Origin of the sequence: Streptomyces sp. 4F14 (assembly GCF_048159485.1) — a bacterium.
In the GTDB taxonomy this organism is placed as follows: Bacteria; Actinomycetota; Actinomycetes; order Streptomycetales; family Streptomycetaceae; genus Streptomyces.
This window is the reverse complement of the sequence record NZ_JBLRVY010000036.1, coordinates 79,053-104,282: the sequence shown is the minus strand read 5'-3', so window position 1 is coordinate 104,282 and position 25,230 is coordinate 79,053. Positions and strand designations below refer to the sequence as shown.

The 25,230-nt window shown below is 72.3% G+C and carries 28 protein-coding genes and 1 riboswitch; of the genes, 18 read left to right on the top strand and 10 right to left on the bottom strand.

All coding sequences use genetic code 11. The features are described 5' to 3' along the window. The first annotated feature begins 8 nt into the window (after positions 1-8). From ACLZOT_RS42610 to ACLZOT_RS42590, 5 genes are all read left to right on the top strand, one after another. Entirely contained in the window at positions 9-866 is an 858-nt protein-coding gene (locus tag ACLZOT_RS42610; RefSeq protein ID WP_416974599.1) for a bifunctional methylenetetrahydrofolate dehydrogenase/methenyltetrahydrofolate cyclohydrolase, read from the top strand. Positions 867-1,272: 406 nt separating this feature from the next. Beyond that, on the top strand, positions 1,273-1,686 hold the full coding sequence (locus ACLZOT_RS42605; RefSeq protein ID WP_416974613.1) for a DUF3017 domain-containing protein: 414 nt from the start codon (positions 1,273-1,275) through the stop codon (positions 1,684-1,686). A 102-nt stretch (positions 1,687-1,788) separates the two neighbouring features. After that, the gene (locus tag ACLZOT_RS42600) at positions 1,789-3,021 is read left to right on the top strand and encodes a DUF2690 domain-containing protein (RefSeq protein WP_416974598.1); all 1,233 of its coding nucleotides are present in this window, start codon (positions 1,789-1,791) and stop codon (positions 3,019-3,021) included. A 357-nt stretch (positions 3,022-3,378) separates the two neighbouring features. Beyond that, complete coding sequence (locus tag ACLZOT_RS42595) at positions 3,379-4,368, top strand: malate dehydrogenase (protein ID WP_416974597.1); 990 nt, start codon at positions 3,379-3,381, stop codon at positions 4,366-4,368. A gap of 135 nt (positions 4,369-4,503) precedes the next feature. Beyond that, complete coding sequence (locus tag ACLZOT_RS42590) at positions 4,504-5,649, top strand: DUF5954 family protein (protein WP_416974596.1); 1,146 nt, start codon at positions 4,504-4,506, stop codon at positions 5,647-5,649. Between the two features lie 59 nt (positions 5,650-5,708). On the opposite strand, the gene ACLZOT_RS42585 is transcribed toward ACLZOT_RS42590, so the two are convergent. Then, the gene (locus tag ACLZOT_RS42585; RefSeq protein WP_416974595.1) at positions 5,709-7,184 is read right to left on the bottom strand and encodes an MFS transporter; all 1,476 of its coding nucleotides are present in this window, start codon (positions 7,182-7,184) and stop codon (positions 5,709-5,711) included. Positions 7,185-7,289: 105 nt separating this feature from the next. Between ACLZOT_RS42585 and ACLZOT_RS42580 the strand changes: the two genes are divergently transcribed. Further along, positions 7,290-8,201, top strand: coding sequence for a LysR family transcriptional regulator (locus ACLZOT_RS42580; protein WP_416974594.1), 912 nt, complete (start codon positions 7,290-7,292; stop codon positions 8,199-8,201). 91 nt (positions 8,202-8,292) lie between these two features. Here ACLZOT_RS42580 and ACLZOT_RS42575 read toward each other — a convergent pair whose 3' ends face one another. Both ACLZOT_RS42575 and ACLZOT_RS42570 read right to left on the bottom strand, forming a co-directional pair. Further along, on the bottom strand, positions 8,293-9,036 hold the full coding sequence (locus ACLZOT_RS42575) for an isocitrate lyase/PEP mutase family protein (protein WP_416974593.1): 744 nt from the start codon (positions 9,034-9,036) through the stop codon (positions 8,293-8,295). Next, positions 9,033-9,524 carry a carboxymuconolactone decarboxylase family protein gene (locus ACLZOT_RS42570; RefSeq protein WP_416974592.1) on the bottom strand — a complete coding sequence of 164 codons (492 nt, stop codon included), beginning with the start codon at positions 9,522-9,524 and terminating at the stop codon, positions 9,033-9,035. The genes ACLZOT_RS42575 and ACLZOT_RS42570 overlap by 4 nt, the downstream gene beginning before the upstream one ends. 83 nt (positions 9,525-9,607) lie before the next feature. Between ACLZOT_RS42570 and ACLZOT_RS42565 the strand changes: the two genes are divergently transcribed. After that, the gene (locus tag ACLZOT_RS42565) at positions 9,608-11,140 is read left to right on the top strand and encodes a PLP-dependent aminotransferase family protein (RefSeq protein ID WP_416974591.1); all 1,533 of its coding nucleotides are present in this window, start codon (positions 9,608-9,610) and stop codon (positions 11,138-11,140) included. Here ACLZOT_RS42565 and ACLZOT_RS42560 read toward each other — a convergent pair. The 5 genes from ACLZOT_RS42560 to ACLZOT_RS42540 are packed head-to-tail and all read right to left on the bottom strand — an operon-like array spanning position 11,074 to position 14,340. After that, a complete protein-coding gene (locus ACLZOT_RS42560) occupies positions 11,074-11,655 on the bottom strand; it encodes a DinB family protein (RefSeq protein WP_416974590.1) in 582 nt (193 codons plus the stop codon). The two genes, ACLZOT_RS42565 and ACLZOT_RS42560, sit on opposite strands and share 67 nt — an antisense overlap. Positions 11,656-11,671: 16 nt before the next feature. Continuing rightward, positions 11,672-12,154, bottom strand: coding sequence for a VOC family protein (locus ACLZOT_RS42555; protein ID WP_416974589.1), 483 nt, complete (start codon positions 12,152-12,154; stop codon positions 11,672-11,674). Positions 12,155-12,209: 55 nt separating this feature from the next. Next, the gene (locus ACLZOT_RS42550; protein ID WP_416974588.1) at positions 12,210-12,686 is read right to left on the bottom strand and encodes a dihydrofolate reductase; all 477 of its coding nucleotides are present in this window, start codon (positions 12,684-12,686) and stop codon (positions 12,210-12,212) included. Then, complete coding sequence (locus ACLZOT_RS42545) at positions 12,683-13,480, bottom strand: thymidylate synthase (RefSeq protein ID WP_416974587.1); 798 nt, start codon at positions 13,478-13,480, stop codon at positions 12,683-12,685. The genes ACLZOT_RS42550 and ACLZOT_RS42545 overlap by 4 nt, the downstream gene beginning before the upstream one ends. Before the next feature lie 11 nt (positions 13,481-13,491). Continuing rightward, on the bottom strand, positions 13,492-14,340 hold the full coding sequence (locus tag ACLZOT_RS42540) for a hypothetical protein (RefSeq protein WP_416974612.1): 849 nt from the start codon (positions 14,338-14,340) through the stop codon (positions 13,492-13,494). 118 nt (positions 14,341-14,458) lie between these two features. On the opposite strand from ACLZOT_RS42540, the gene ACLZOT_RS42535 reads away from it, so the two are divergent. The 8 genes from ACLZOT_RS42535 to ACLZOT_RS42500 all read left to right on the top strand — a co-directional run bounded on the left by ACLZOT_RS42535 (position 14,459) and on the right by ACLZOT_RS42500 (position 20,461). Continuing rightward, complete coding sequence (locus ACLZOT_RS42535) at positions 14,459-14,839, top strand: hypothetical protein (protein WP_416974586.1); 381 nt, start codon at positions 14,459-14,461, stop codon at positions 14,837-14,839. 7 nt (positions 14,840-14,846) lie between these two features. Further along, complete coding sequence (locus ACLZOT_RS42530) at positions 14,847-16,022, top strand: glutathionylspermidine synthase family protein (RefSeq protein ID WP_416974585.1); 1,176 nt, start codon at positions 14,847-14,849, stop codon at positions 16,020-16,022. 301 nt (positions 16,023-16,323) lie between these two features. Continuing rightward, positions 16,324-16,596, top strand: a complete 273-nt coding sequence (locus tag ACLZOT_RS42525; protein WP_416974584.1) for a hypothetical protein — start codon at positions 16,324-16,326, stop codon at positions 16,594-16,596. Continuing rightward, complete coding sequence (locus tag ACLZOT_RS42520) at positions 16,575-16,712, top strand: hypothetical protein (RefSeq protein WP_416974583.1); 138 nt, start codon at positions 16,575-16,577, stop codon at positions 16,710-16,712. Before ACLZOT_RS42525 ends, ACLZOT_RS42520 begins: the two co-directional genes overlap by 22 nt. Before the next feature lie 90 nt (positions 16,713-16,802). Further along, entirely contained in the window at positions 16,803-16,991 is a 189-nt protein-coding gene (locus ACLZOT_RS42515; RefSeq protein ID WP_416974582.1) for a hypothetical protein, read from the top strand. 4 nt (positions 16,992-16,995) lie between these two features. Continuing rightward, positions 16,996-17,084: riboswitch (ZMP/ZTP riboswitch) on the top strand. Positions 17,085-17,121: 37 nt separating this feature from the next. Beyond that, positions 17,122-18,567, top strand: coding sequence for a glycine hydroxymethyltransferase (locus tag ACLZOT_RS42510; RefSeq protein WP_416974581.1), 1,446 nt, complete (start codon positions 17,122-17,124; stop codon positions 18,565-18,567). A gap of 153 nt (positions 18,568-18,720) precedes the next feature. Continuing rightward, entirely contained in the window at positions 18,721-19,734 is a 1,014-nt protein-coding gene (gene trpS / locus ACLZOT_RS42505; RefSeq protein ID WP_416974580.1) for a tryptophan--tRNA ligase, read from the top strand. A 151-nt stretch (positions 19,735-19,885) separates the two neighbouring features. Continuing rightward, the gene (locus ACLZOT_RS42500; RefSeq protein ID WP_416974579.1) at positions 19,886-20,461 is read left to right on the top strand and encodes a 2'-5' RNA ligase family protein; all 576 of its coding nucleotides are present in this window, start codon (positions 19,886-19,888) and stop codon (positions 20,459-20,461) included. Here the strand turns inward: ACLZOT_RS42500 and ACLZOT_RS42495 are convergent. Together ACLZOT_RS42495 and ACLZOT_RS42490 are read right to left on the bottom strand one after the other, a co-directional pair. After that, positions 20,458-21,213 carry a decaprenylphospho-beta-D-erythro-pentofuranosid-2-ulose 2-reductase gene (locus ACLZOT_RS42495; RefSeq protein ID WP_416974578.1) on the bottom strand — a complete coding sequence of 252 codons (756 nt, stop codon included), beginning with the start codon at positions 21,211-21,213 and terminating at the stop codon, positions 20,458-20,460. The genes ACLZOT_RS42500 and ACLZOT_RS42495 overlap by 4 nt on opposite strands. A gap of 127 nt (positions 21,214-21,340) precedes the next feature. Further along, positions 21,341-22,690, bottom strand: a complete 1,350-nt coding sequence (locus ACLZOT_RS42490; RefSeq protein WP_416974577.1) for an FAD-binding protein — start codon at positions 22,688-22,690, stop codon at positions 21,341-21,343. Between the two features lie 134 nt (positions 22,691-22,824). Between ACLZOT_RS42490 and ACLZOT_RS42485 the strand changes: the two genes are divergently transcribed. From ACLZOT_RS42485 to ACLZOT_RS42475, 3 genes are all read left to right on the top strand, one after another. Beyond that, positions 22,825-23,334, top strand: a complete 510-nt coding sequence (locus tag ACLZOT_RS42485; RefSeq protein WP_416974576.1) for a phosphatase PAP2 family protein — start codon at positions 22,825-22,827, stop codon at positions 23,332-23,334. After that, on the top strand, positions 23,331-24,272 hold the full coding sequence (locus tag ACLZOT_RS42480) for a decaprenyl-phosphate phosphoribosyltransferase (protein ID WP_416974575.1): 942 nt from the start codon (positions 23,331-23,333) through the stop codon (positions 24,270-24,272). The genes ACLZOT_RS42485 and ACLZOT_RS42480 overlap by 4 nt, the downstream gene beginning before the upstream one ends. Before the next feature lie 65 nt (positions 24,273-24,337). After that, a complete protein-coding gene (locus tag ACLZOT_RS42475; protein WP_416974574.1) occupies positions 24,338-25,201 on the top strand; it encodes a YihY/virulence factor BrkB family protein in 864 nt (287 codons plus the stop codon). Positions 25,202-25,230 lie beyond the last annotated feature (29 nt).

Genomic DNA, 25,230 nt, shown 5'->3' with positions numbered 1-25,230 from the left:
ATGGCCGCATGACCGCCCAGATTCTCGATGGCCGGGCCACCGCGGCCGAGATCAAGTCGGAGCTGACCACACGCGTGGCGGCGCTGAGAGACCGGGGCGTCACGCCCGGCCTCGGCACCGTCCTGGTCGGCGACGACCCCGGCAGCCGCAAGTACGTCGCCGGCAAGCACCGGGACTGCGCGGAGGTCGGCATCGCCTCCCTCCAGCGCGAACTGCCCGCGACGGCCACGCAGGACGAGATCGAGAAGGCCGTCCACGAACTGAACGAGAACCCGGCCTGCACCGGCTACATCGTCCAGCTCCCGCTGCCCGCCGGCATCGACGAGAACCGCGTCCTCGGCCTGATGGACCCCGCCAAGGACGCGGACGGCCTGCACCCCGCCAACCTCGGCCGCCTCGTCCTCGGCGAACCCGCCCCCCTGCCCTGCACCCCGAACGGCATCCTCACCCTCCTGCGCCGCCACGGCGTCGAGATCGACGGCGCGGAGGTGGTCGTCGTCGGACGCGGCGTCACCATCGGCCGCCCCATGCCGCTCCTGCTGACCCGCCGCACCGAGAACGCGACGGTCACGCAGTGCCACACGGGTACGAAGGACCTGGCGGCCCATCTGCGCCGGGCGGACATCGTCATCGCGGCGGCGGGCTCCCCCCACCTGGTCCGGGCGCGGGACGTGAAGTCGGGGGCGGCCGTCCTGGACGTGGGCGTGTCCCGGGGGCCGGACGGGAAGATCGTCGGCGATGTCCACCCCGACGTCCGCGAGGTCGCCGCGTGGATCTCCCCCAACCCCGGCGGGGTCGGCCCCATGACCCGCGCACACCTCCTGGTCAACGTGGTCGAGGCGGCGGAGCGCGGTGCCGGGCGATAAGAAGGAGGCGGGGGAGGGGGCACCCGCGAGCGAACTCCCGGCGGTCGAGTCCCTCGCGACCGGGTCCCCCGCGACCGGGTCCCTCGCGACCGGGTCCCTCGCGGGCGAACCCCTCGCGGTCGAGTCCCCGGCGGGCGAGTCCCTCGCGACCGGGTCCCCCGCGACCGAGTCCCTCGCGGTCGAGCCCTCCGCGGTTGAGCCCCCCGCAGGCGAACCCCCTGCGGCCGACCCCTCCGCGACCGAATCCCCCGTGGCCGAGCCCTCCGCGATCGTGTCCTCCGCAACAGGGCTCCCCGCAACCGAACTCCCCGCGACCCCAGTCCCTACAGACGAGACACCCCGCCCGCCCGGCGTCGGGCAGCGGCGGACCACCCAGCAGTGCGAGACCGACCGAGGTGAGGAGCCCGTGGCCGAAGAGGCGGTTACCCGGCGTGGCAGCAGGCGGTTCCCGAGGATCACCCGGGACACGGCACGGCCCGAGGGGAGCGGGCGGGCGGTCGCCGGCGCCTCGTCCGTGCCCGCGCGGCAGTGGCCCATGCTGGCGGTGTTCGGGACGGTGGCCCTCGGGCTGCTGATCACCGCGCTGGACCAGTTCCGGGCCGGGACGATCCTCATCGGGGTCGGGCTGCTCGGCGGGGCGGTGATGCGGTGGCTGCTGCCGGGCGTCGGGATGCTGGCGGTGCGCTCGCGGTTCACCGACATCGTGACGTACGGGGTGCTGGGGCTGGCGATCGTGCTGCTCGCGCTGATGGCGCAGCCGGACCCGCTGCTCCAGATCCCCTTCCTCAAGGACACGCTGCACTTCACGGTCAAGACCTGAGGTCCTGTCGATACATCGATTTTTCTCTCCGGTGCCTGTCGATTCCGGCGCGGAAGCGGACTAACGTCTCCGAACGGGACGGACTGTCACTGGGGGGACACGATGGCTCGTTGGCAGGCGCTGCCGGACGGACTCGACGCGCGGATGGTGGAGTTCGTCGTCCACATGCGCCGCTCGGTGGACCGCAGCGGGCTGAGCCTGACCGCGCTGGCCGAGCGCACGGGCTACAGCCGGACCTCCTGGGAACGCTTCCTGGACGGCCGCCTCCTCGCCCCCCGCCGGGCGACCGACGCCCTCGCGGAGGCCACGGGCACCTCGCCGGTCCACCTCACGACCCTCTGGGAACTCGCCGAACAGTCCTGGAACCCCGGCTCCCCCGACGACCGCGCGACCACCCAACTCCGCGTCCACCCGGCGGCGTTGCCGGTCCGCGAGGTCGGCGGCCCGACGGAGGGGAACTCGTGGGGGCTGGCGGGGTACAGGGGACCGTCCAGGACGAGGGGGCCGGCGGAGGGCAAGGGGGCGTCCGGGGAGGGGAGTTCGACAGCGGCCGGGGACAGGGGGTCGGCGGGTGGCGGGAGTTCGGTCGAGGTCGGTGGCAAGGGGCTGGCGGGCGCCAGGAGTTCGGTCGCGGACGTCGGCAATGGGTCGGCGGGCGCCAGGAGTTCGGTCGCGGACGTCGGCAAGGGGTCGGCCCGAGCCGCGAATTCGACCTCGGGCGCAGGCCGGGGTCCCGCAGACGCCGGGATCGGGAAGCCGGTGAGCACCGCGAGCCCGTCCGAAGGCTTCGGCGCCTCCGCGAGCACCCCCGCCGATACGTCCGCCCGCCCCGAGACCCGCGTCAGGTCCGCCCCCCGCTGGCTGACCTTCGCCGCAGCCGCCCTCGGCGTCGTCGCCCTGGCCCTCGCCGCCTTCCTCCTCACGGAGACCGGCCCCGACAGCACCCCGGTCGCCGCCAACTCCCCCTCCCCGTCGCCGAGTCCCCGCGTCACCCTGCCGCCCGGCGTCAAGTGCAACGGCCCCACCTGCACCGGCAAGGACGCGGAGACGATGGGCTGCGCCGACGACCTCGTGACGACGACGGAGAGCGCGACGGTCGCCGGGACGCTGGTGCAGGTGCGGTACAGCAAGGTCTGCGCGGCGGCATGGGGGCGCATCGTGCAGGCGGGGTCTGGGGACGTCGTCCAGGTCACCGTGGGGCAGGCACGGCAGCGGGGCGAGGTCACGACCGGGGGCAACACGATCGCGTACACACCGATGGTCGCGGTACGGACGGCGACGGAGGCGCAGGCGTGCGTGGTACTGGCGTCGGGACGGCGGGGATGTACGGGGTAGGCCACAACGCACCCGCACTCCGCCGCGCACAGCCCCCACCCCTTAGGAACCCGGATTCTTCCGCGACCCGCGTTTGTCCCCCCGACTCCGGGGCACGCGGACTACAACCCCACGGGAGTTCGGCTCGCCCGGCCGCAGCGCCCGTCCTGGCGGCCGTCGGTCACTCCTCTCCCGGACCGGCGGCCGCCATTTCGTGCAACCCGCCCCGCACACCAAGATCTGTGGGCTGGGCCACACAACCCCGCGCACCCGCCCTCCCCGATGCGCGATAGCCTGACCGCTGGATTCTCTTGATGCCAAGAGATCGATCATCCGGGGCAGGGACGCCCCACCGCCAGCTGTCATACGGAGAACGCCATGACCCGCACTCCCGTGAACGTCACCGTCACCGGCGCGGCCGGCCAGATCGGTTACGCCCTGCTCTTCCGCATCGCCTCCGGCCAGCTGCTCGGCGCGGACGTGCCGGTCAAGCTGCGCCTCCTGGAGATCACCCCGGCGCTGAAGGCCGCCGAGGGTACCGCCATGGAGCTGGACGACTGCGCGTTCCCCCTGCTCCAGGGCATCGACATCACCGACGACCCGAACGTGGCGTTCGCCGGCACGAACGTCGCCCTCCTCGTCGGCGCCCGCCCCCGCACGGCCGGCATGGAGCGCGGTGACCTCCTCCAGGCCAACGGCGGCATCTTCAAGCCGCAGGGCAAGGCGATCAACGACAACGCGGCGGACGACGTCAAGGTCCTGGTCGTCGGCAACCCGGCGAACACGAACGCGCTGATCGCCCAGGCCGCCGCCCCGGACGTACCGGCCGAGCGCTTCACCGCGATGACCCGCCTCGACCACAACCGCGCGCTGACGCAGCTCGCGAAGAAGACCGGCACGACGGTCGCCGACATCAAGCGCCTCACCATCTGGGGCAACCACTCGGCGACGCAGTACCCGGACATCTTCCACGCGACCGTCGCGGGCAAGAACGCGGCCGAGGTCGTCAACGACGAGCAGTGGCTCGCCGACGACTTCATCCCGACCGTCGCCAAGCGCGGCGCGGCCATCATCGAGGCCCGTGGCGCCTCCTCCGCCGCGTCCGCCGCGAACGCCGCGATCGACCACATCCACACCTGGGTCAACGGCACCGCCGAGGGCGACTGGGTCTCCATGGGCATCCCGTCGGACGGCTCCTACGGCGTCCCCGAGGGCCTCATCTCCTCCTTCCCGGTCACCACGAAGGACGGCGTGTACGAGATCGTCCAGGGCCTGGACATCAACGAGTTCTCGCGTGCGCGCATCGACGCGTCCGTGAAGGAGCTGGAGGAGGAGCGCGAGGCGGTCCGCGCGCTCGGCCTGATCTGAGTCTGATCGGTTCTGATCGATACGAGGCCCCCGGGTGACCGTTCCGTCACCCGGGGGCCGTCGTTTTCGCGTCACCCGCAGGAGACGACCGGATCGGCATGTCTGCCCGGCCCTCCAGCCGGGCACGGTACGTGCATGACCGATTACCAGGACAACCATCCGGCCTACCTCACCTTCCGGATGACCGTCCCGGAAAGCCCCATCGCGCAGTTCGCGGACCAGGAGGCGTGGCGGGCCCGGGACCGGTACCCGCAGGTGATGGGGCTCGGGCTGCCGGAGTTCTTCCACATGGGGGAGTGCGAGCAAGGGGGCTGGGAGGTCCTGGGGTTCGGCAACATCACCCCCCAGGGCGCCCGCGACTCCCTCGGCAGCTACTTCCGTATGAAGGCGAAGGAGTCGCAGGACGCGGGCGACGAGAAGAACCGCCGCAAGTGGATGTCCGCGGCCAAGCGCATGGACCGTGAGGCCGTCGACGACCTCACCGTCCAGGGCCGCCGCTACCGCATCGTCCGGGTCAGCCGCTTCATGCGGATGGGCCCCAACGGGCCCGAGCCGCCCCGCCCTTCGGACCGCGACAGCCCGGACGTCGGCGGCGGAGACGTCCCGCGGCCGAAGGACAAGGGGCACGTCGTCGACGTGTTCGCGTGGACGGGCCTGTCCGAGGGCATCCTCAAGATGGAACTCGTCGACTTCGTCAACGCCCGCGAGGGCTCCACGCCGGAGGGGTACGAGGACGCGCGCCGGGCCCGCCGCGAGTACCCCGGCGGGGTGCTGATGCCGCCCGTCTTCACCCTCTCCGAGCGCCGCGACGGCCAGTGGGGCGCCTTCAACATCGCCTCCTCGTACGCGACGGCCCAGGGCGCCCGGGACGCCCTCGCCTCCTACCTCCGGCTGCACGGCCCCTGGGAACTCGGCCTCGACGAGAAGACGAAGGCCGAGTGGGCCGCCCTCGCCGACCGCCTCGACGAGACCCGCGGCAACGCCCTCGTCGTCGACGGCGTCCGCTACCGCGTCACCCGCGTCGAACGACTCGTCCGCATGGGCCCCGACGGCCCCGAACCCCCGCGCCCCTCCGACTTCGACCCCGAGGAACCCTCCGACGTCCAGCTGAAACGCCTGAAGGACGCGGGCCTGTGGAAGGACGAGGACCTCGACGACGACACCCCCCTCGACCCGGAGGCCAGCGCACGCGTGGAGGAGTACCGGGCCCTGTGGGAGGCGGAACGGGAACGCAAGAGGGCATGGCGCAAGGCGCGGGGCATGAGGGACCTGGACCGGTAGGGGACGGGGTACGAGGGGGCGCGGGGGTCACTCGAAGAGTCCCCGGCGCCGGCCCCGCCTCACGCCCGGTCCGCCGCCGGTGCCTTCGCGGAAGCCGGTGCCGTCTCCCCCGTACCCGGTTCCGGCCGTCGCTCCGGTCGTCCCCGGAACCCCGTCACCACCACGCCCGTCGCCACCAGCACCGTGATGCCCACGACCCGCAGTGCCGAGCCCATTCCCGACGCGAGGTCGGGGTGGTGGGCCAGCAGGGTGCCGGAGACGGCGACGCCGAGGGCCGCGCCGATCTCGCGTGCGGACGTGCCGAGCCCCGAACCGAGGCCGGTCTGATGCGGCGGCAGCGACGTGGCGACGCCCAGGGTCAGCGCCGGCATCGCGAGGCCCGTACCCGCCGAGATGGTCAGCAGCCAGCACGCGTACAGCGGATACGGCGTCCCCGCGCCCGCCGTGGACGCCCCCAGCAGGCCCAGGCCGATCAGCGCGAGCCCCGCGCCGACCACCGGACGCGGGTGCGCCGACCAGCGTGCCGCGAACTTCGGGACCAGTGACATGCCGACGGCCACGGGGAGGATCGCGACGCCGGTGACGGCGGGCCCGTACCCCTTGACCTCTTGCAGGTACTGCGAGTTGACGAAGAAGAGGGCGAAGAGGCCGAAGAACCCGGTGGCCAGGCCGAGGACGGTGGCGCGCAGGCGGGGCGAACGGAAGAGGCGGGGGTCGAAGAGGGGGGTTCGGTACGCGGGGCGCGCGGCCAAGTGCGTCTCCTGAGCTGCCGGTTCGCCTCGCCGTGCCGCCCGCACCGACCTCCCCGTGAACACCCCGATCAGCCCGGCCCCCACCCCGAACGCCGCCAGGATCACCCCGGACGTCCACCCGTGCCCGGGGCTCTCGATGATCCCGAACAGCACCGCCACCAGCCCGGCGGTCAGCAGCAACGTCCCCACGGGATCGAGGGAGTTGCGCGGCGAGCGAGCCGTACGCGGGACCGTCACCGCCACCGCGACCGCCAGCAGCCCGGCGAGCGGGACCATCGCCCCGAACAGCCACCGCCACGTGAGGAACTGCCCCGCCAGCCCGCCCCCGAGGTTGCCGGCCATGCCGCCGAGCCCGATCGCCAGCGTCCAGGACGCCATCGCCCGGGCCCTGTGCGCGGGCCCCGCGAGGTGGACGACGAGGGACATCGTGGCCGGGGTGATGAGCGCGGCCCCGGCGCCGGAGACGCCGCGTCCGGCGATGAGCAGCGCGGGCGCCGAGGCGGACGCGCTGACCCCGGCCCCGACCGCGAACAGCGCGAGCCCGGCGAGGAGGGCGCCCTTGCGGCCGTAGCGATCTCCCAGCGCCCCCGCCGGGATCAGCAGACCGGCGAAGGCGATGACGTACGCGTCGACGGTCCACAGGATCTCGGTGTGCGAGGGGTGCAGGTCCGAGGCGGCGAGCTGGGGGATGAGGAGGTTGATGGCGGCGACCATGCTCTGGGCGACGAGGACGCAGGCGCACAGGGTGAGGAGGGTGGAGCGTTTGAGGGCATGCGCGGGCACGGCTCCTCCAGGGGAGCTGGACGGTGTGGGATTCCCGGCCGGCGGGCCCTTTCACCGTAGGCTCGTCGGTGACCTGCTTTCCAGTGCAACCTTCGCAAGGGACGAATGCGTGTGACGCAATCCGAGGATCTGAATCTGCTCGTCGCGCTGGACGTCCTGCTGGAGGAGTGCAGCGTGCAGGGTGCGGCGCGGCGCCTGCACCTGTCCGAGCCCGCGATGAGCCGCACGCTGGGCCGGATCCGCAAGGCCCTCGGCGACCCGGTGCTGGTCAGGGCCGGGCGGCGGATGGTCCCCACACCCCGCGCGCTCGCCGTCCGCGCGGAGGTCGGTGCGGTCGTCGAGCGGGCGCGGGCACTGTTCACACCGGCCGACACCGACCTGCGGACCGTCGTGCGGACCTTCTCGATCCTCGGCCACGACGCCATAGCCGCCGCGCACGGCCCCGCCCTCCTCGCCCGCGCCGCCGCCGAGGCGCCCGGCATCCGGCTGCGGTTCCTCAGCGAGAGCCACCTGGACGCGCCGTTCCTGCGCGAGGGGACGGCCGATCTCGAAGTGGGCGTCGTGGACAGCACATCGCCCGAGGTACGGTCCGAACTCCTCGCCGAGGACCGGATGGTGGGGGTCGTACGGGCCGGACACCCCTTGCTGGAAGGGGAGTTGACACCCGAACGGTTCGCCTCGGAAGCGGATCACCTGATCGTGTCCCGACGCGGCAAACTCCACGGTCCGGTCGACACCGCGCTCGCCGAACTCGGCCTGCAACGCCGGGTGGTGGGGTCCGTCGGCTCGCTCCCCGCGTCCCTGTTCGTCCTGCGCGACACCGACCTCGTCGGCCTCAACACCGGCTGGGGACTGTCGCTGGCCCGGACGCTGGGGCTCGCCCACTTCGAAGTGCCGCTGCCGCTACCGCCGTTGAGGCTCGGCATGGCCTGGCACCCGCGCTACGACGCCGACCCGGCGCACGCGTGGCTGCGGGGGCTGGTGCGGGAGTGGATGCGAACCACCCTGCCGGACTGAAGAGTTGAGGGCGCCCCCGGACGATTCAGGTACGTCCGGAAGGCGCCCTCGGGAAGGCCGGGCCGATGGATCGGGGTGGAAACGAGAGCGGCTATTCCCCGTTCCACCGGTCCGGCTGAGGTGCGAGGCCCGCGGCGATCTCCCGCAGCGCCGCCGTCGCGCACCGCTGGAGCCCCGGGCCGAAGGTCACGCGGGTGGCGCCCAGCGTGCCCAGGTCCGCGGGCCTCGGGCCGTCCTCAGGGTGGCCGAAGGCGTTGATCGGCCCCTGGATCCCCGCCCGCAGCAGCGGCAGCGTGACGAGGGGAGCGAGGATCGGGTACACGCAGTCCGCGCCGGCCGCCACGTACAGCGCGGCCCGCTCGATCGCCGCCTCCGCGGAGGCGACCCCACGGACGAAGGTGTCGATACGCGCGTTGACGAACAGGCTCTCGCCCGCCTCCGCACACACCTCCGCCAGCCAGTCGGCTTGCTCGTGCGGGTCCTTGAGGACTTCCCCACGTGAGTCCTCAAGGTTGCACCCCACGACACCGGCCTCCAGGAGCCGTTCCACCAGCTCCTTCGGCGCCAGCCCGTACCCGTCCTCGACATCCGCCGACACCGGGACGTCCACCGCGCGCGCGATCCGCGTCACCGCCGCGAACATCTCCGGGGCCGGAGTCTCCCCGTCCGCGTACCCGAGGCTCGCCGCCACCCCGGCGCTCGGCGTCGCCAGTGCCGGGAACCCCGCGTCCACGAACACGCCCGCGCTCACCGCGTCCCAGGCACCGGCCAGGACGAGCGGATCGTCCGGACACCGGCGCCTGTGCAGCGCGCGGAACACCTCCGCCTTGCTCATCGCGCGGCCTCCGGCTGGTAGGTCCCCGCGACCATCCTGGTCGTCACACCGATCCGGTTCCACGCGTTGATCACCGTGATCACCGAGATCAGCCGGGCCAGCTCGGTCTCCCCGAACAGCTTCGCCGCGGTGCCGTACACCTCGTCGGACACGGGTCCCTCCGTCAGCCGTGTCATCGCCTCGGCCAGCGCCAGCGCGGCGACCTCGCGCTCGGTGTAGAAGTGCCGGGACTCCTCCCAGACGGTCAGCTGCATCAGCCGCTCGACACTCTCACCGTTCGCCAGCGCGTCCTTGCTGTGCATGTCGACGCAGAACGCACACCCGTTGACCTGCGAGACCCGCACCTTCACCAGATACCGCAGCGTCTCGTCGACACCCTGCTGCGCCGCCGCGTCCAGCCGCACCAGCGCGCGGTAGACCTCCGGTACCCGCTCCGCCAGCACCATCCGCGGACAGTGCGCCGCCTGTTCCCGCTCCGCTGTGCTCATGCCATCGACCCTAAGATCCAACCAGCCCACGGATATGGTCCACTCCGGAACCGAAAACGTGGGCCAATCCGGAGGGGGCGCGGATGGACGAGACAGACGAGAACGGTGAGAACGGTGAGAACGGTGCCGACCCGGTCGTCCTGACCGGCCTGGCCGGCATCCCCACCTCCGAGGCCGCCCCCGTGTACGACGGCGCCGGCCCCGACGCCGTGGAGGAGACGCCCGCCGCCCCGGCCCCACCGCCTGCCGGACTCGGCATCGACCTGCACCTCGTGCCCACCGGCCCCCACCTGCGGCGCGGACTCACCGACGCCCTCCGCGAAGCCGTACGCGGCGGCCGGCTCGGGCCGGGGACGCGGCTGCCCTCGTCGCGGGTGCTCGCCGCCGACCTCGGGATCGCCCGCAACACCGTCGCCGACGCGTACGCCGACCTCGTCGCCGAAGGGTGGCTCACCGCGCGGCAGGGCTCGGGGACCCGGGTCGCCGAACGGGCCGTACCGCAGCGCGAGACGCGGGGCACAGGGCACCGGCGGCAGCCCGGGCGGCCCCGGTACAGTCTTCTGCCGGGCAGCCCCGACCTCGCCGCGTTCCCCCGCGCGGAGTGGCTCAGGGCCGCCCGCCGGGCCTTCACCGCCGCCCCGAACGACGTCCTCGGCTACGGGGACCCGCGCGGACTGCACCGGCTCAGAGCCGCGCTCGCCGGCTATCTCGCCCGCGTCCGGGGTGTCCGCACCGACCCCGAGCACATCCTCATCTCCACCGGCTTCTCGCACAGCCTGCGCCTCCTCGGCGAACTCCTGCACGCGCGCGGCGTCCGCACCCTCGCCGTCGAGTCGTACGGCCTCCCGCCGCACTGGGCGATCCTGGAGAACACCGGCCTCACCACGTCCCCCCTCCCCTTCGACACCCACGGCACCCGCGTCGAGAACCTCCCCGCGGGCGCCGGCGCGGTCCTCCTCACCCCCTCCCACCAGTTCCCCCTGGGCGTCGCCCTGCGCCCCGAGCGCCGCGCCGAGATCGTCGACTGGGCCCGCCGCAGCGGCGGTCTGATCCTGGAGGACGACTACGACGGCGAGTTCCGCTACGACCGCCAGCAGGTCGGCGCCCTCCAGGACCTCGCCCCCGACCACGTCGTCTACCTCGGCACCGCCAGCAAGTCCCTCGCCCCCGGCCTGCGCATCGCCTGGCTCGTCCTGCCCCCGTCCCTCACGGCCGAGGCGTCCCGCCTGGGCGGCGCCCAGTCGACCAGCGCCCTGGAACAGCTGACCCTCGCCGAGTTCATCGAATCAGGCGCCTACGACCGCCACGTACGCGCCTCCCGGCTCCGCTACCGGCGCCGCCGCGACGACCTCGTCACGGCCGTCACCACCCATGCCCCGGACGTCCGCGTCACCGGCATCGCCGCCGGCCTGCACGCCGTCCTCAGCCTTCCCGCCGGCACCGAGGACTCCGTCATCCACGCCGCCGCCTGGCAGGGCCTCGCCCTCTACGGCCTCACCCGCTTCCGCCACGCGACCCTCGACACACCCCGCGACGCCCTCGTCGTCGGCTACGGCACCCCGTCCGACCACACCTGGCCCGCCGCGCTCGCGGCACTGTGCCGGGTGCTGCCCTGAAACTCCCAGCGGTAGAGGTCACGCAGCAGCGCGATCTCCCCGCCGTGATGGATCAGCTCCCTGTTCACGTGCAGAACCCGGTTCTCCAGGGGGTACGGCTCAGGCCCCACCGGAGGCGGGTTCTCCAGATCGGCGTCCGAGAGCCCGCGCACCCCGGCGTTCCACCGCCCGTACATCTCGTCGAGCTGCTCCAGCGCCTCGTCGGCGGACCCCGCGTACGCGAACGTCTCCGAATCCACCTCCGGCCCCCCGAAATACCACCCCACCCGATACCCCAGACACGACACGACGATGTGCGCCAGCCGCCAGGCGATCGTGGTCACCGGGGCCGGCTCCGGAGCGGGCTGCGCGAAGTCCGGCACCCATTCCCCCGCCTCACCCCGGGGCCGGACACTCCAGCACCCCTGTACCGGCTCCCAGAAGTACTCGTCGTCGGTGAGCCCCTCCAGCCGTGGCCGCAGGTTCGCCCGCCAGTACCAGTCCAACTGCTCCGCGAGGCGCTCGCTTCTCGTCATCCGGGCACAGTACTGGCTACCGGCCGGGGAAGAAGTCCGCGCTCTGGACGTACTCCATGGCCTTCGTGAACTCCGGGTCGGTCAGGCGGGGTTCCATCTGTTCCAGGGTCAGGTCCTCTACGCGGGTCTGGATCCAGTACAGGTTGCCCAGGGGGTCGCGGACGCGGCCGACGCGGTCGCCGAAGAACAGGTGGGTGACCTCGGTGACCGAGGTGCCGCCCGCCCGGACAGCCTGGCGGTGGACGGCGTCGGCGTCCTCGACGTAGAGGCGGAGGAAGCCGGGGGTGGGCGGCCATTCCGGGCGGGCGTCGAACATCATCACCACGGAGTCGCCGATGCGGACCTCCGCGTGGTGGACGGTGCCGTCCTCGCCGGTGAGGCAGGCGAGTTCCTCGGCGTCGAAAGCCCGCTTGAGGTAGTCGATGAGCTGGACCGTGTCGCGGGAGATGAGCCACGGCGTGACGGTGGTGTAGCCCTCGGGAATCGGCTTGACGGACATGTGACCTCCTGGGTTCCCGGCGACGCTAGGACCCCTGTAGGTCAGATCCGGTCCGCTATCGGACGTACTCCAGGATCCGGTACCGCAGCCCCGACCCCGACGTCAGCCAGTCGCCCTTCTCGGCGACCCGCCACGACGCGTCCAGCGCGGGGGCGTACGTGTCGCCTGTTACCTGTACGTCGATCTCCGTGACCGATGCCTTCGTCGCGTGCTCCAGCGCGGCCCGGTAGACCTCCCCGCCGCCGATCACCCACGCGTCCGGCGCCGAGGCCAGCGCCTCGGGGAGTGAGGAGGCTAGTTCCGCGCCGTCCGCCGTCCAGGAGGCATCCCGGGTCAGGACGATGTTGCGGCGGCCGGGAAGGGGCCGGAAGCGGGGCGGGAGGGAGTCCCAGGTGCGGCGGCCCATGATCACGGGGTGGCCGAGGGTGGTCGCCTTGAAGTGGGCGAGGTCCTCGGGGAGGTGCCAGGGGATGGTGGCGTCCGCGCCGATCACGCCGTCCAGGGTCTGCGCCCAGATGAGGCCGATGGTCATACCGCTACCGGCGCCTTGATGGCGGGGTGGTGCCGGTAGTCGACCACCTCTACGTCGTCGTAGGTGTAGGAGAAGAGGTCGGCGGCCTGGCGCAGGTTCAGGCGGGGGAAGTCCAGAGGCGTACGGGAGAGTTGTTCCGTCACCTGCTCGACGTGGTTGTCGTAGATGTGGCAGTCCCCGCCCGTCCAGATGAAGTCACCCGGCTCCAGTCCCACCTGCTGGGCGACCATGTGCGTCAGCAGCGCGTAGCTCGCGATGTTGAAGGGGACGCCGAGGAACAGGTCGGCGCTGCGCTGGTAGAGCTGGCAGGAGAGGCGGCCGTCGGCGACGTAGAACTGGAAGAAGGCGTGGCAGGGCGCGAGGGCCATGTCGGAGAGCTGGGCGACGTTCCACGCGGAGACGATGATCCGGCGCGAGTCGGGGTCGCGGCGCAGCGTGTCGAGGACCTCGGTGAGCTGGTCGATGTGACCGCCGTCCGGGGTGGGCCAGGAGCGCCACTGGACGCCGTAGACGGGGCCGAGTTCGCCATCGGAGTCGGCCCACTCGTCCCAGATCGTGACGCCGTTGTCCTGGAGCCACTTGACGTTCGAGTCGCCGCGCAGGAACCACAGCAGCTCGTACACGATCGACTTGAAGTGGACCTTCTTGGTCGTGATCAGGGGGAAGCCCTGCGCGAGGTCGTAGCGCAGCTGGTGTCCGAAGACACTCCGGGTACCCGTGCCGGTCCGGTCGGCCTTGGCCGTTCCGGAGTCGAGCACGTGTCGCAACAGGTCTTCGTACTGGGTATCCGCCACGTCGGCCGAGTCTACTGGGACGCCTGCGACAGGGACGTATCGGGCACTTCCTCCGGCGCCTCCCCGAACCGCGCGAGCGCCAGCGCCCCCGCCACCGCCACCCCGAACCCCAGCACCGCCAGCCACTCAAGCCCGCCCCGCGTCCGGTCCCCCAGCCAGATCACGCCCACGGCGGCGGGCCCGACGGTCTCCCCGATCACCATCCCGGCGGTCGCGGCGGTCACCGACCCCCGCTGGATCGCCGAGGTGAGCAGCAGGAAGGCCGCGCCGCCGCCGACCAGCAGCGCGTACGACGCCGGGTTGCCCAGCAGCGACAAGGGGTCGAGGGAGTCGATCAGCCGCACCCCCACCTCCACCGCCCCGAACCCGAACCCGGCGCCGAGCCCGAGCGTCAGCGCGCGCCCCCGCTCCGGCAGCCGCCCGCCGACGGTCCCGAGCAGCAGGACGCAGACGGCGGCCCCGAGGACCGCCCACTTCAGTACGCCGGACCCGTGCCGGGTCCCCTCCTCGCCGGACGCCAGTCCCAGCATCGCCAGCCCCGCGCACACCACCGCGACCGCGCCCCACTCGGTCCGGCTCAGCCGCACCTTGAGCATCCGCGCCGCCACGACGGCCGTCACCGCGAGGCTCGCCGCGAGCGCCGCGCCGACCGCGTAGATCGGTACGGACCGCAGCGCCAGCACCTGGAACACGAACCCGAGCCCGTCGAGCCCGAGCCCGGCGAGGTACCGCCACTGCCGTACGGCCCGCAGCAGCAGCGCCGCGTCACCGCCCTCGCCGGTCGCCGCTGCCCTGGTCGCCACCGCCTGCCACACCGTGGCCGTACCGAAGCAGACCGCCGCCGCGAGGGCGCACACCATCCCAAACATCACAAACGGACTGTAGGGGAGGGGGCGGCCGGACGGGAACTCTCGCCGATCTAGGCTGACCGAACACACGCGTCAATCACACGTGTCGATTACACGGGGAGAACAGGACATGGCGGACGCAACCAGAAGACTTCGCTCGAACACGGTCGTCCTCGGCGGCGTGGGGATCCTCGCGGTGGCGCTCACCGCGTGCTCCTCCGACCCGGACAAGCGGTGCGTGGACCGCGACAGCTACGACTCCGTGAAGGGGTACAAGGTCGTCGCCGACAAGAACTGCAAGTCGTCGGGGAGTTCGTCCGGGGGTACGTCGTCCCACACGGTCTGGTACTACGGCGGCAAGAAGAAGAGCGGGTACGTGGACGGCGGCTCGCTCACCAAGTCCCGTAAGTCGTCCGGGGGTTCGAGCTCAAGCTCCAGCGGCGGATCGGGCGGCGTCGACCGGGGCGGCTTCGGCGGCAGCGACGGCGGCCACGGCAGCTCCGGCGGCTGAGCGCGCCGTGATCCGCCACCGCATCGAACCCCGCCCCGACTGGCAGCGCACGGTCGAGGCACAGGGCCTCGTCTATCCCCTCTCCCGGCACCCGGACGGGGAGTTGCACCCCTACTGGGACGAGAGCGCCTACTACTCCTTCACCCTCGCCGAGGTCGAGGCGCTGGAGGAGACGGTCGAGGAACTGCACCGGATGTGCCTCGCGGCGGCCGAACACATCGTCGCGCGGGGCCGGTTCGCCGACCTCGGCATCACCGATCCCCAAGTCGCCGACGCCGTCGCCGAGTCCTGGCACCGCCGGGACGAACTGCCGTCCGTGTACGGCCGGTTCGACCTGCACTACGACGGCACCGGGCCCGCGAAGCTGCTGGAGTACAACGCGGACACGCCCACGTCCCTGGTGGAGGCGGCGTCCCCGCAGTGGTTCTGGATGGAGGACCGCTTCCCCGGCGCCGACCAGTGGAACTCCTTGCACGAAAGGCTGGTTGCCGCCTGGAAGCGGCAGGGCGACCTCCTGCCGCCCGGCAGCCCGCTCTACTTCGCGCACTCCACCGCCGACGAACTCGGCGAGGACCTGATGACCGTTGCCTACCTCAAGGAGACGGCCGAACAGGCGGGCCTCGCCACGGAGTGGATCCCCGTCGAGGACATCGGCTTCGACTCCCTCTCCGGCCGCTTCGTCGACAACAGGCTCCGGTTCATCCGGAGTTGCTTCAAGCTGTACCCCTGGGAGTGGCTCACGACGGACCGCTTCGGCGGGCATGTGCTGGACACCCTCGACAACGGGGGCGGCACCGGCAGCACGCTGTGGATCGAGCCGGCCTGGAAGATGCTGCTGAGCAACAAGGCGTTGCTGGCGGTGCTTTGGGAGCTGTATCCCGGCCACCCCAACCTCCTTCCGGCCTATCTGGACGGGCCCCGGGAGCTGACCGAGTACGTGTCCAAGCCCTTGCTGGGCCGGGAGGGCGCCGGGGTCGTGGTGCATCAAAAGGGCGCCGAGCCCCTCGTACCCGTAGAGCCTTGCTGCTACCAGCAGTTGGCGCCGCTCCCCGCCTTCGACGGCAACCACGTCGTCCTCGGTGCGTGGACGGTCGAGGGGGAGGCGGCGGGGCTCGGGATCCGGGAGTCGTCCGGGTTGGTGACGGACGTGTACGCGAGGTTCCTGCCGCACATCATCCAGTGACCCGGGGGCCGGACGCTGCGTATCCACTTCACGCCCGAAGATCTCGCGCGGGTCCGGATCGCCGGGGCGCCGGACCCGCTGTGGGAGGTCGCCTTCAGCCTCCACCGGCTCCAGGACACCCGGAGGCGCCGGGCCTTCGCCGACTGGTTCCGCACGGCCCTGCCCCAGCTGACCGGTACGCCGCTCGGCGCCGCCGTACGGGGGACGCTGCACCACGTCCTGCCCCGCGCCGGCTACTTCCCCGACTTCCTCACCCCACCCGAGGCCGCCGACGGACTCGACGCCGGGCTGGGCGGGGCAGTTGACGCAGCGGCGGGCCCGCGAGGAGCTGGTGGGCGTCCTGCGCGCCTGTCACTCCGCCGTCATCGCCCCGCACCACGACCGGATGCGGGCGGCGTTCGACAGCGAGCGGGCGACGCTCGGGCGGGCCGTCCTCGACGGGGGAGTGGACGGGCTGCTGGACGGGGTGGGGCCGGGGCTGCGGTGGCGGTCGCCGGTGCTGGAGGTCGATTACTGGACATCTCACCGGCCACCGCCAGCCATCACACGTCCGTGCTGCGGGAGGCGGGGCTGATCTTCAGCCGGCGGCGCTCCAACTGGACCGAGGCCGCCACGGACGTGCTCGACGGCACCAGGTACCGCTTCCAGTTCCTGACCTCCGGCCAGGCGACCGGCGTATACGCCGACTGAGGACTGCACCCCTGTTGAGACTTTTCGGCACCCTTCCTCGACCGATCGCCGAAAAGTCTCACAGGGCACCTCAATGAAACGATAGAAGGCATGACGACCGCGAAATTCGTGCTCGAAGTCTCCGTCGACCCCGAACGCCCCGTCGAGGAACTCGGGCGGATCCTGCGCTACTGGGGCGGCAACCTCCACCACTACGAGCTGGAACCCGGCGACGGCAGCACCGTGTACGACTCCGCGTACCGGGACGTGGGCCGGTGGCGGATCGAGGCCACCGGGTAGGCTGACCGAGGGCCGTGACTGGCGCGCTGGGATGGGACCGACCATCGGGGAGCGGCCCGGAGTGACCGAGTGCCGTGCGCCTGGGCCGAACCTGAACGCCGAACGCCGTAGTCCTACGTCCGGAGGTCTCATGTCCGAGCCCCAGTCCACCCAGTCCACCGCTTTCCGCGCCGCCCTCGACGTGATCCGCGAGGTCGAGCCGCGCGTCGCCGACGCGATCGGCCAGGAGGTCGCCGACCAGCGCGAGATGCTCAAGCTGATCGCGTCCGAGAACTACGCGTCTCCGGCGACGCTCCTGGCGATGGGGAACTGGTTCAGCGACAAGTACGCGGAGGGCACGGTCGGGCGCCGCTTCTACGCCGGGTGCCGCAACGTCGACACGGTCGAGTCGCTGGCCGCCGAGCACGCCTGCGAGCTGTTCGGGGCGCGGCACGCGTACGTCCAGCCGCACTCCGGGATCGACGCCAACCTCGTCGCCTTCTGGGCCGTCCTCGCCGACCGCGTCGAGGCGCCGTTCCTGGAGAAGACCGGCGTCCGCCAGATCAACGACCTCTCCGAGGCGGACTGGGCCGAACTGCGCCAGGCTTTCGGCAACCAGCGCATGCTGGGCATGTCCCTCGACGCGGGCGGCCACCTCACCCACGGTTTCCGCCCCAACATCTCCGGCAAGATGTTCGACCAGCGCTCGTACGGCACGGACCCCGCGACCGGCCTCATCGACTACGACGCGCTGCGCGCCCAGGCGCGTGAGTTCAAGCCGCTGATCCTGGTCGCCGGGTACTCCGCGTACCCGCGGCTGGTGAACTTCCGGATCATGCGCGAGATCGCGGACGAGGTCGGCGCGACGCTCATGGTCGACATGGCGCACTTCGCCGGTCTCGTCGCGGGCAAGGTCCTCACCGGCGACTTCGATCCGGTCCCGCACGCCCAGATCGTCACGACGACCACCCACAAGTCCCTGCGCGGCCCGCGCGGCGGCATGGTCCTGTGCGACGACTCCCTCAAGGACCAGGTCGACCGGGGCTGCCCGATGGTCCTCGGCGGCCCGCTCCCGCACGTCATGGCGGCCAAGGCGGTGGCGTTGGCGGAGGCCCGCCTGCCCTCCTTCCAGATCTACGCCCAGAAGATCGTCGAGAACTCCCGCGCCCTCGCGGAGGGCCTGATGCGACGCGGCGCGACCCTGGTCACGGGCGGCACGGACAACCACCTCAACCTCATCGACGTCTCCACCTCGTACGGCCTCACGGGCCGCCAGGCGGAAGCGGCCCTCCTCAACTCCGGCATCGTCACCAACCGCAACGCGATCCCGGCGGACCCGAACGGCGCCTGGTACACCTCCGGCGTCCGCATCGGCACGCCCGCCCTCACGACGCGCGGTCTCGGCACGTCCGAGATGGACGAGGTCGCGGGCCTCATCGACCGCGTCCTCACGGCGACCGAGCAGGGCAGGACCAAGTCCGGCGCGGTCTCCAAGGCGGCGCACGTCCTGGACACGAAGGTCTCCGAGGAGATCGCCCAGCGCGCGACGGACCTGGTCCAGGGCTTCCCCCTGTACCCGGAAGTCGACCTGGGCTGACCGCGGCTCACAGCTCGGTCAACTCCCGCCGGGGTTCGTCCTGCGGCGGTCCGGCTCCACGTCGGCCCGCCGCCCGGCCCTCCGTCGGCGAGCATCGCCACATCGGGCGTGACCCGTTCCGAACCTCCCCCCGGGACCTGAGACAATGCCCCCATGGCCTCTGTTCGTCCCCGTGTGCTCTCCGGCATCCAGCCCACCGCCGGCTCGTTCCACCTCGGCAACTACCTCGGCGCGGTGCGCCAGTGGGTGGCGTTGCAGGAGTCGCATGACGCGTTCTACATGGTCGTCGACCTGCACGCGATCACGGTCCCGCAGGACCCGGCGGAGCTGCGGGCGAACACCCGGCTGGCGACCGCCCAGTTGCTGGCGGCGGGGCTCGACCCGGAGCGGTGCACGCTGTTCGTGCAGAGCCACGTCCCGGAGCACGCGCAGCTCGGGTGGGTGATGAACTGCCTGACGGGCTTCGGCGAGGCGTCGCGGATGACGCAGTTCAAGGACAAGTCGGCGCGGCAGGGCGCGGACAGCGCGACGGTCGGCCTGTTCACGTACCCGATCCTCCAGGTCGCGGACATCCTGCTGTACCAGGCGAACGAGGTGCCGGTCGGCGAGGACCAGCGCCAGCACATCGAGCTGACCCGGGACCTCGCGGAGCGTTTCAACGGCCGTTTCGGGGAGACGTTCACGATCCCGAAGCCGTACATCCTCAAGGAGACGGCGAAGATCTACGACCTTCAGGACCCGGCGGTCAAGATGAGCAAGTCGGCGTCGACGCCGAAGGGCCTCATCAACCTCCTCGACGACCCGAAGGCGACCGCGAAGAAGGTCAAGAGCGCGGTCACGGACACCGACACGGTCGTCCGCTACGACCCGGAGAACAAGCCGGGCGTCAGCAACCTCCTGACGATCTACTCGACGCTGACCGGCAAGACGGTCGCCGAGCTGGAGGCGGAGTACGAGGGCAAGATGTACGGCGCCCTCAAGACGGACCTCGCGGACGTCGTCGTAGATTTCGTGACCCCGTTCAGGGAGCGCACCCAGCAGTACCTGGACGACCCGGAGACGCTGGACGCGATCCTCGCGAAGGGCGCGGAGAAGGCGCGCTCCGTGGCCGCCGAGACCCTGGCGAACACGTACGACCGGGTCGGCTTCCTGCCCGCGAAGCACTGAGCGGGCACCGAGGGCGCACCGCCGTACGAACACTCCCCGGCGTCCGCCGGGGAAGAGCGCTGCACATCACTACGGCTGCGCCTGCCCACACGCCGACCGTGGCCGTACAGTCGATAGCCGAACCGCCGGACACCAGATGACAGGAGACGACGTGGGGACCGTAACGATCGGCGTGTCGATCGCGGTCCCGGAGCCTCACGGCAGCCTGCTCCAGGAGCTGCGCACGGGCTTCGGGGACGCCGCCGCGCACGGCATCCCCACGCACGTCACGCTGCTGCCGCCGACGGAGGTCGACGGCGACGCGCTGCCGGCCGTACAGGCGCATCTGACGGACGTCGCCCGCGCGGGCCGGCCGTTCCCGATGCGGCTGTCGGGGACGGGTACGTTCCGCCCGCTCTCGCCGGTCGTGTTCGTGCGGGTCGTCGAGGGCGCCGAGCCGTGCGCCCGGCTCCAGCAGCAGGTCAGGGACGCGTCGGGCCCGCTCGCGCGCGAGCTGCTGTTCCCCTACCACCCGCACGTGACGGTCGCCCACGGCATCGACGACGCCGCGATGGACCGCGCCTACGAGGAACTGGCCGGGTACGAGGCCGAGTGGTCCTGCACCGGCTTCGCGCTCTACGCGCAGGGACCGGACGGGGTGTGGAGCAAGCTGCGGGAGTACCCGTTCGGCAGCCCGGTCGTCCCGCCGCAGGCGTCGGCGCCGGTGGACTCGGTCCCCAGCCTCTAGACAGGCAGCCTGCGGAACACCCCGCGCGGCACATGCCGCAGCGCCGACATCACCACCCGCAGCACCCCCGGCACCCACACCGTCTCCGCCCGCCGCCGCAGCCCCGCCTCGATCGCCGTCGCGACCGCCTCGGGGGTGGTGGCCAGGGGGGCTTCCGGCAGGCCCGCCGTCATCCGCGTACGGACGAAGCCGGGGCGTACGACCATGACGTGGACGCCCGTCCCGTGCAGCGCGTCGCCCAGGCCCTGCGCGAACGCGTCGAGGCCCGCCTTGCTGGAGCCGTAGATGAAGTTCGCGCGGCGGGCGCGTTCCCCGGCGACGGAGGAGAGGACCACCAGGGAGCCGTGGCCCTGCGTCTGGAGCGCGCGGGCGGCGACCAGGCCCGAGGAGACGGCGCCGGTGTAGTTCGTCTGCGCGACGCGCGCGGCGGCGAGGGGCTCGCGCTCGTCGTGCGCCTGGTCCCCGAGCACCCCGAACGCGAGCAGCACGACGTCGATGTCGCCCTCCGCGAAGACCTTCCCGAGGACCGTCTCGTGGGACTCGGCGTCGAGGGCGTCGAAGGGGACGGTCCGGACGTCGGCACCGAGTGCGCGCAGGCTGTCGGCGGCGGCCTCCAGCCCGGGGGAGGGGCGCCCGGCGAGCCACACCGTACGCGCGCGGCGGGCGATCAGGCGGCGCGCGGTGGCGAGGGCGATCTCGGAGGTGCCGCCGAGGATCAGGAGGGACTGGGGGAGGCCGAAGGCGTCTTTCACGGGGCTCCTAGCGGGCGGGGTGGGTTTCTTGGGCCGGCGGGGCTTCTCGGGGCCTTTGGCGGCGCCTTTCGCGGGGTTCTGGAGGCTTGCTCGGCGTCATGCGCGGCGGCTTTCCACGGCCGTGTCCTCAGAGGCTCAGCCGCCGCGCGAGGTCCGAGACGAACACCCCGCGCGGGTCCAACCGCGCCCGCAGCTCGCGGAAGTCGTCCACGCGCGGGTACATCGCCGCGAGGAGGTCCGGCCGCAGCCGCGCGTCCTTGGCGAGGTAGACGCGCCCGCCCGCCCCCGCGACCTCCTCGTCCAGCTCGTCCAGGAAGGCGGCGAGGCCGGGCAGGGCGGCCGGGATGTCGAGGGCGAGGGTCCAGCCGGGGCGGGGGAAGGAGAGCCAGCCGGGGTCGCCCTCGCCGAACCGCTTGAGGACGGCCAGGAAGGACGGGCAGCGGCGTTCGGAGATGCGGTGGACGATCCGCCGCAGCGCCTCCTCCTGGCCGTGTCCGACGACGAACTGGTACTGCACGAAGCCGCCCCGCCCGTAGACCCGGTTCCAGTGCGGGACGCCGTCCAGGGGGTGGAAGAACGCCGGGATCCGCTGGAGCTCACCGGCACGCGCGCGGGGGGCACGCCGGTACCAGAGCTCGTTGAAGAGGCCGACCGTCGTGCGGGTGAGCAGGCCGCCGGGGACGAAGGAGGGGGCGGCGGGGAGGACACCGGGCCGGAAGGCCAGGGGGGCCCGCCGCTGTCTCGGAGGCAGCGCGTCCAGCGGAGCGTGGTCCCCGCGCGTGAGGACGGCCCGCCCGGTCGACGCCCCGCGCGCGAGGAGGTCGATCCAGGCGACGGAGTACCGGTGGTGCCGGTCGCCCTCGGTCAGCCGGGCCATCAGGTCGTCGAGGTCGGCCGCGCGCTGCGTGTCGACGGCCATCAGGGACGTCTCGACGCGTTGCAGGCGCACGCGCGCGGTGAGGATGACGCCGGTCAGGCCCATGCCCCCGGCGGTCGCGTCGAACAGGGGCGTGCCCTGGCGGACGGTACGGATCGTGCCGTCGGCGGTGAGCAGCTCGAACGACGGGACGTGGCGCGCGAAGGAGCCGGACGCGTGGTGGTTCTTGCCGTGGATGTCCGCGCCGATCGCGCCGCCGACGGTGACGTACCGGGTCCCCGGGGTGACCGGCACGAACCAGCCCAGCGGGAGCAGGACCTCCATCAGGCGGTGCAGGGAGACGCCCGCGTCGCACAGGACGATGCCCTCGGCGGCGTCGATCGCGTGGACCCGGTCGAGGCCGGTCATGTCGAGGACGGCGCCGCCCGCGTTCTGCGCCGCGTCGCCGTACGCCCGCCCCAGGCCCCTGGGGATGCCGCCCCGGGCTCCCGCACCCCGGACGGCCTCCACGGCCTCCTCGTAGGTCCCTGGGCGGATCAGACGGGCCGTTGAGGGGGCGGTGCGGCCCCATCCGGTCACGGAAACGGTCTCGGCAGCCATGCCGGTGACCGTAGCGTCCCTATTTGTCCGGAAACCTCGTCAACATCAAATCCCCTCCCCGAAATGGGTGATAAATGGGATTTCGCCCAATATTGCCGGTCCTGCGGCCGTTCGGGCGTGAACAGTGGGCTGATATGGACGAGACCGACGAGAGCTACGACCGGCGCCTGCTCACCGCGCTCCACGCGCGCGCGGCGGATCCCCGGGTCGCCGCCACCGCGCGCGCCCTGTCGTGGGCCGGCGAACACGGGGCCGTGTGGATCGCGGCGGGCCTCGCCGGCGCGGCCCTCGACCCCGGCCGGCGCGGCGCCTGGCTGCGCGCGACGGCACTCTGCGCGGGCGCGCACGCGCTGAGCATCGGCGCGAAACACGCCGTACGGCGGCCCAGGCCGTCCCATGTACGCCCGCTGGTCCGCACCGCCGGGCGGCACTCCTTCCCCAGCTCCCACGCGACGTCCGCCGCCGCTGCCGCGTACGCGTACGGGGCGCTCGGCGCGTACGCCGTCGCCCCCGCGGCCGTCGCGATGTGCGTGTCCCGGCTGGTCGTCGGCGTGCACTATCCGTCGGACGTCGTGGCGGGGGCGGTGCTCGGCGTCGTCACCGCGCGCGTGGGGGCGCGGTGGGTGCGGGGCGTTCCCGGATGACGCAGACGGCTCTCCACGAGCAGCGCACGTGTGGGGGACGGCCGCCTGCGCCGACACCCGCGCGCGGGGTGCTCCTCGGTCTTCTGCTGACCGCCCGGCCCAAACAGTGGATCAAGAACGTCCTCGTCGTCGCCGCGCCGGCCGCCGCCGGACGGCTGCCGTCCTGGCACGCCGCCGGTCAACTCGCCCTCGTCTTCGCCCTGTTCACCGCCTGCGCGGCGGCCGTCTATCTGGTCAACGACGCGCGCGACGCCGACGCGGACCGGGCCCACCCCACGAAACGCCACCGCCCCGTCGCCGCCGGACAGGTCCCCGTACCCCTCGCCTACGCCGTGGGCGCCCTTCTCGCGGCCTCCGGCCCCCTCCTGGCCCTCCACGTCTCCGCCCCCGGCGTCGCGGCCCTCCTGGCGGCGTACGTCGCCATGCAGCTCGCGTACTGCGTCAGCCTCAAGCACGTCCTCGTCGTCGACCTCGTGGTCGTCTCGACCGGGTTCCTGATGCGCGCCACCGCCGGAGGACTCGCCCTCGGCATCCCCCTCTCCCGCTGGTTCCTCATCACCACCGGCTTCGGGGCGCTGTTCATGGTCGCCGCCAAGCGCTACTCCGAGGCCGTCCAGATGACCGGCACGCCGGGCGCCACGCGCGCGCTGCTCACCGAGTACACGACCGGGTACCTCCGCTTCGTGTGGCAGCTCGCCGCCGGGGTCGCCGTCCTCGGGTACTGCCTGTGGGCCCTGGAGGGCGGCGCGCACGCGAGTGCGGTGCCGTGGCGTCAACTCTCGATGGTCGCGTTCATCCTGGCGGTGCTGCGGTACGCCGTCTTCGCGGACCGGGGGAGCGCCGGGGAGCCCGAGGAGGTCGTCCTCGGTGACCGCGCGCTCGCGCTGATCGGCGTCGCGTGGATCGCCATGTACGGGCTCGCGGTGGCGCATTGGTGAAGAACCGACGTTCCGGGGAACCCGGACCAGGGGTGTCCGGCCCCCGGTGAGGCAGAGTTCGGATCATGGACTGGCTGAAGAAGCTCCCCGTCGTCGGGCCGCTCGCCGTGCGGCTGGCGCGTACGCACGCGTGGCGGTCGTACGAGCTGCTCGACAAGGTGAAGTGGACGCGGCTCGCCGCCGCGATGACGTTCGTCAGCTTCGTCTCGCTGTTCCCGTTGCTGACACTGGCCGCGGCGGTGACGGCCGCCACGCTCAGTGGTGACCAGCAGAAACGTCTTGAGGACCGCATCGCCGACCAGGTCCCCGGCATCTCCGGGCAGCTCGACGTCGCGTCCCTCGTCCAGAACGCCGGCACGGTCGGGCTCATCGCCGGTGCCGTGCTGCTGTTCACCGGCCTCGGCTGGGTCACGCAGATACGGGACTGTCTGCGGGCGGTCTGGGAACTCCCCGACGACGACGGCAACCCCGTCCTGATCAAGGCCAAGGACGCGGGAGTCCTCGTCGGCTTCGGCGGCGCGGTCCTGGTCACCTTCGCGGCGTCCACGGTCGCGACCTGGGCGGTGGGCCGTATCGCCGACGCGCTCGGCCTCGACGAACAGGGCTGGGGCAGTGCCCTCCTGCGCGTGGCCGCGTTCGCGGTGGCCGTCCTCGCCGACTTCCTGCTCCTCCTGTACGTCCTCACCCTCCTCCCCGGCGCCGACCCGCCCCGCCGCCGACTCCTCCAGGCGGCCCTCCTCGGAGCGATCGGCTTCGAACTCCTCAAGCTCGTCCTGAGCGGCTACCTCCAGGGCGTCGCCACGAAGACCATGTACGGCGCCTTCGGGGTCCCCGTCGCGCTGCTGCTGTGGATCAACCTGACGGCGAAGCTGGTGCTGTACTGCGCGGCCTGGACGGCTACGGGGAGGAAGGGGGAGGGGGAGGCGTGAGGGGGTGCTGAGCGGGGGTGTCCGGCCTT

Excerpts from the sequence above, each read along its gene's own strand:
- ACLZOT_RS42610 (WP_416974599.1), top strand. The coding sequence starts at position 9 with ATGACCGCCCAGATTCTCGATGGCCGGGCCACCGCGGCCGAGATCAAG.
- ACLZOT_RS42600 (WP_416974598.1), top strand. The coding sequence starts at position 1,789 with ATGGCTCGTTGGCAGGCGCTGCCGGACGGACTCGACGCGCGGATGGTG.
- ACLZOT_RS42595 (WP_416974597.1), top strand. The coding sequence starts at position 3,379 with ATGACCCGCACTCCCGTGAACGTCACCGTCACCGGCGCGGCCGGCCAG.
- ACLZOT_RS42590 (WP_416974596.1), top strand. The coding sequence starts at position 4,504 with ATGACCGATTACCAGGACAACCATCCGGCCTACCTCACCTTCCGGATG.
- ACLZOT_RS42580 (WP_416974594.1), top strand. The coding sequence starts at position 7,290 with ATGCGTGTGACGCAATCCGAGGATCTGAATCTGCTCGTCGCGCTGGAC.
- ACLZOT_RS42575 (WP_416974593.1), bottom strand. The coding sequence starts at position 9,036 with ATGAGCAAGGCGGAGGTGTTCCGCGCGCTGCACAGGCGCCGGTGTCCG.
- ACLZOT_RS42570 (WP_416974592.1), bottom strand. The coding sequence starts at position 9,524 with ATGAGCACAGCGGAGCGGGAACAGGCGGCGCACTGTCCGCGGATGGTG.
- ACLZOT_RS42565 (WP_416974591.1), top strand. The coding sequence starts at position 9,608 with ATGGACGAGACAGACGAGAACGGTGAGAACGGTGAGAACGGTGCCGAC.
- ACLZOT_RS42560 (WP_416974590.1), bottom strand. The coding sequence starts at position 11,655 with ATGACGAGAAGCGAGCGCCTCGCGGAGCAGTTGGACTGGTACTGGCGG.
- ACLZOT_RS42555 (WP_416974589.1), bottom strand. The coding sequence starts at position 12,154 with ATGTCCGTCAAGCCGATTCCCGAGGGCTACACCACCGTCACGCCGTGG.
- ACLZOT_RS42550 (WP_416974588.1), bottom strand. The coding sequence starts at position 12,686 with ATGACCATCGGCCTCATCTGGGCGCAGACCCTGGACGGCGTGATCGGC.
- ACLZOT_RS42540 (WP_416974612.1), bottom strand. The coding sequence starts at position 14,340 with ATGGTGTGCGCCCTCGCGGCGGCGGTCTGCTTCGGTACGGCCACGGTG.
- ACLZOT_RS42535 (WP_416974586.1), top strand. The coding sequence starts at position 14,459 with ATGGCGGACGCAACCAGAAGACTTCGCTCGAACACGGTCGTCCTCGGC.
- ACLZOT_RS42515 (WP_416974582.1), top strand. The coding sequence starts at position 16,803 with ATGACGACCGCGAAATTCGTGCTCGAAGTCTCCGTCGACCCCGAACGC.
- ACLZOT_RS42510 (WP_416974581.1), top strand. The coding sequence starts at position 17,122 with ATGTCCGAGCCCCAGTCCACCCAGTCCACCGCTTTCCGCGCCGCCCTC.
- trpS (WP_416974580.1), top strand. The coding sequence starts at position 18,721 with ATGGCCTCTGTTCGTCCCCGTGTGCTCTCCGGCATCCAGCCCACCGCC.
- ACLZOT_RS42490 (WP_416974577.1), bottom strand. The coding sequence starts at position 22,690 with ATGGCTGCCGAGACCGTTTCCGTGACCGGATGGGGCCGCACCGCCCCC.
- ACLZOT_RS42485 (WP_416974576.1), top strand. The coding sequence starts at position 22,825 with ATGGACGAGACCGACGAGAGCTACGACCGGCGCCTGCTCACCGCGCTC.
- ACLZOT_RS42480 (WP_416974575.1), top strand. The coding sequence starts at position 23,331 with ATGACGCAGACGGCTCTCCACGAGCAGCGCACGTGTGGGGGACGGCCG.
- ACLZOT_RS42475 (WP_416974574.1), top strand. The coding sequence starts at position 24,338 with ATGGACTGGCTGAAGAAGCTCCCCGTCGTCGGGCCGCTCGCCGTGCGG.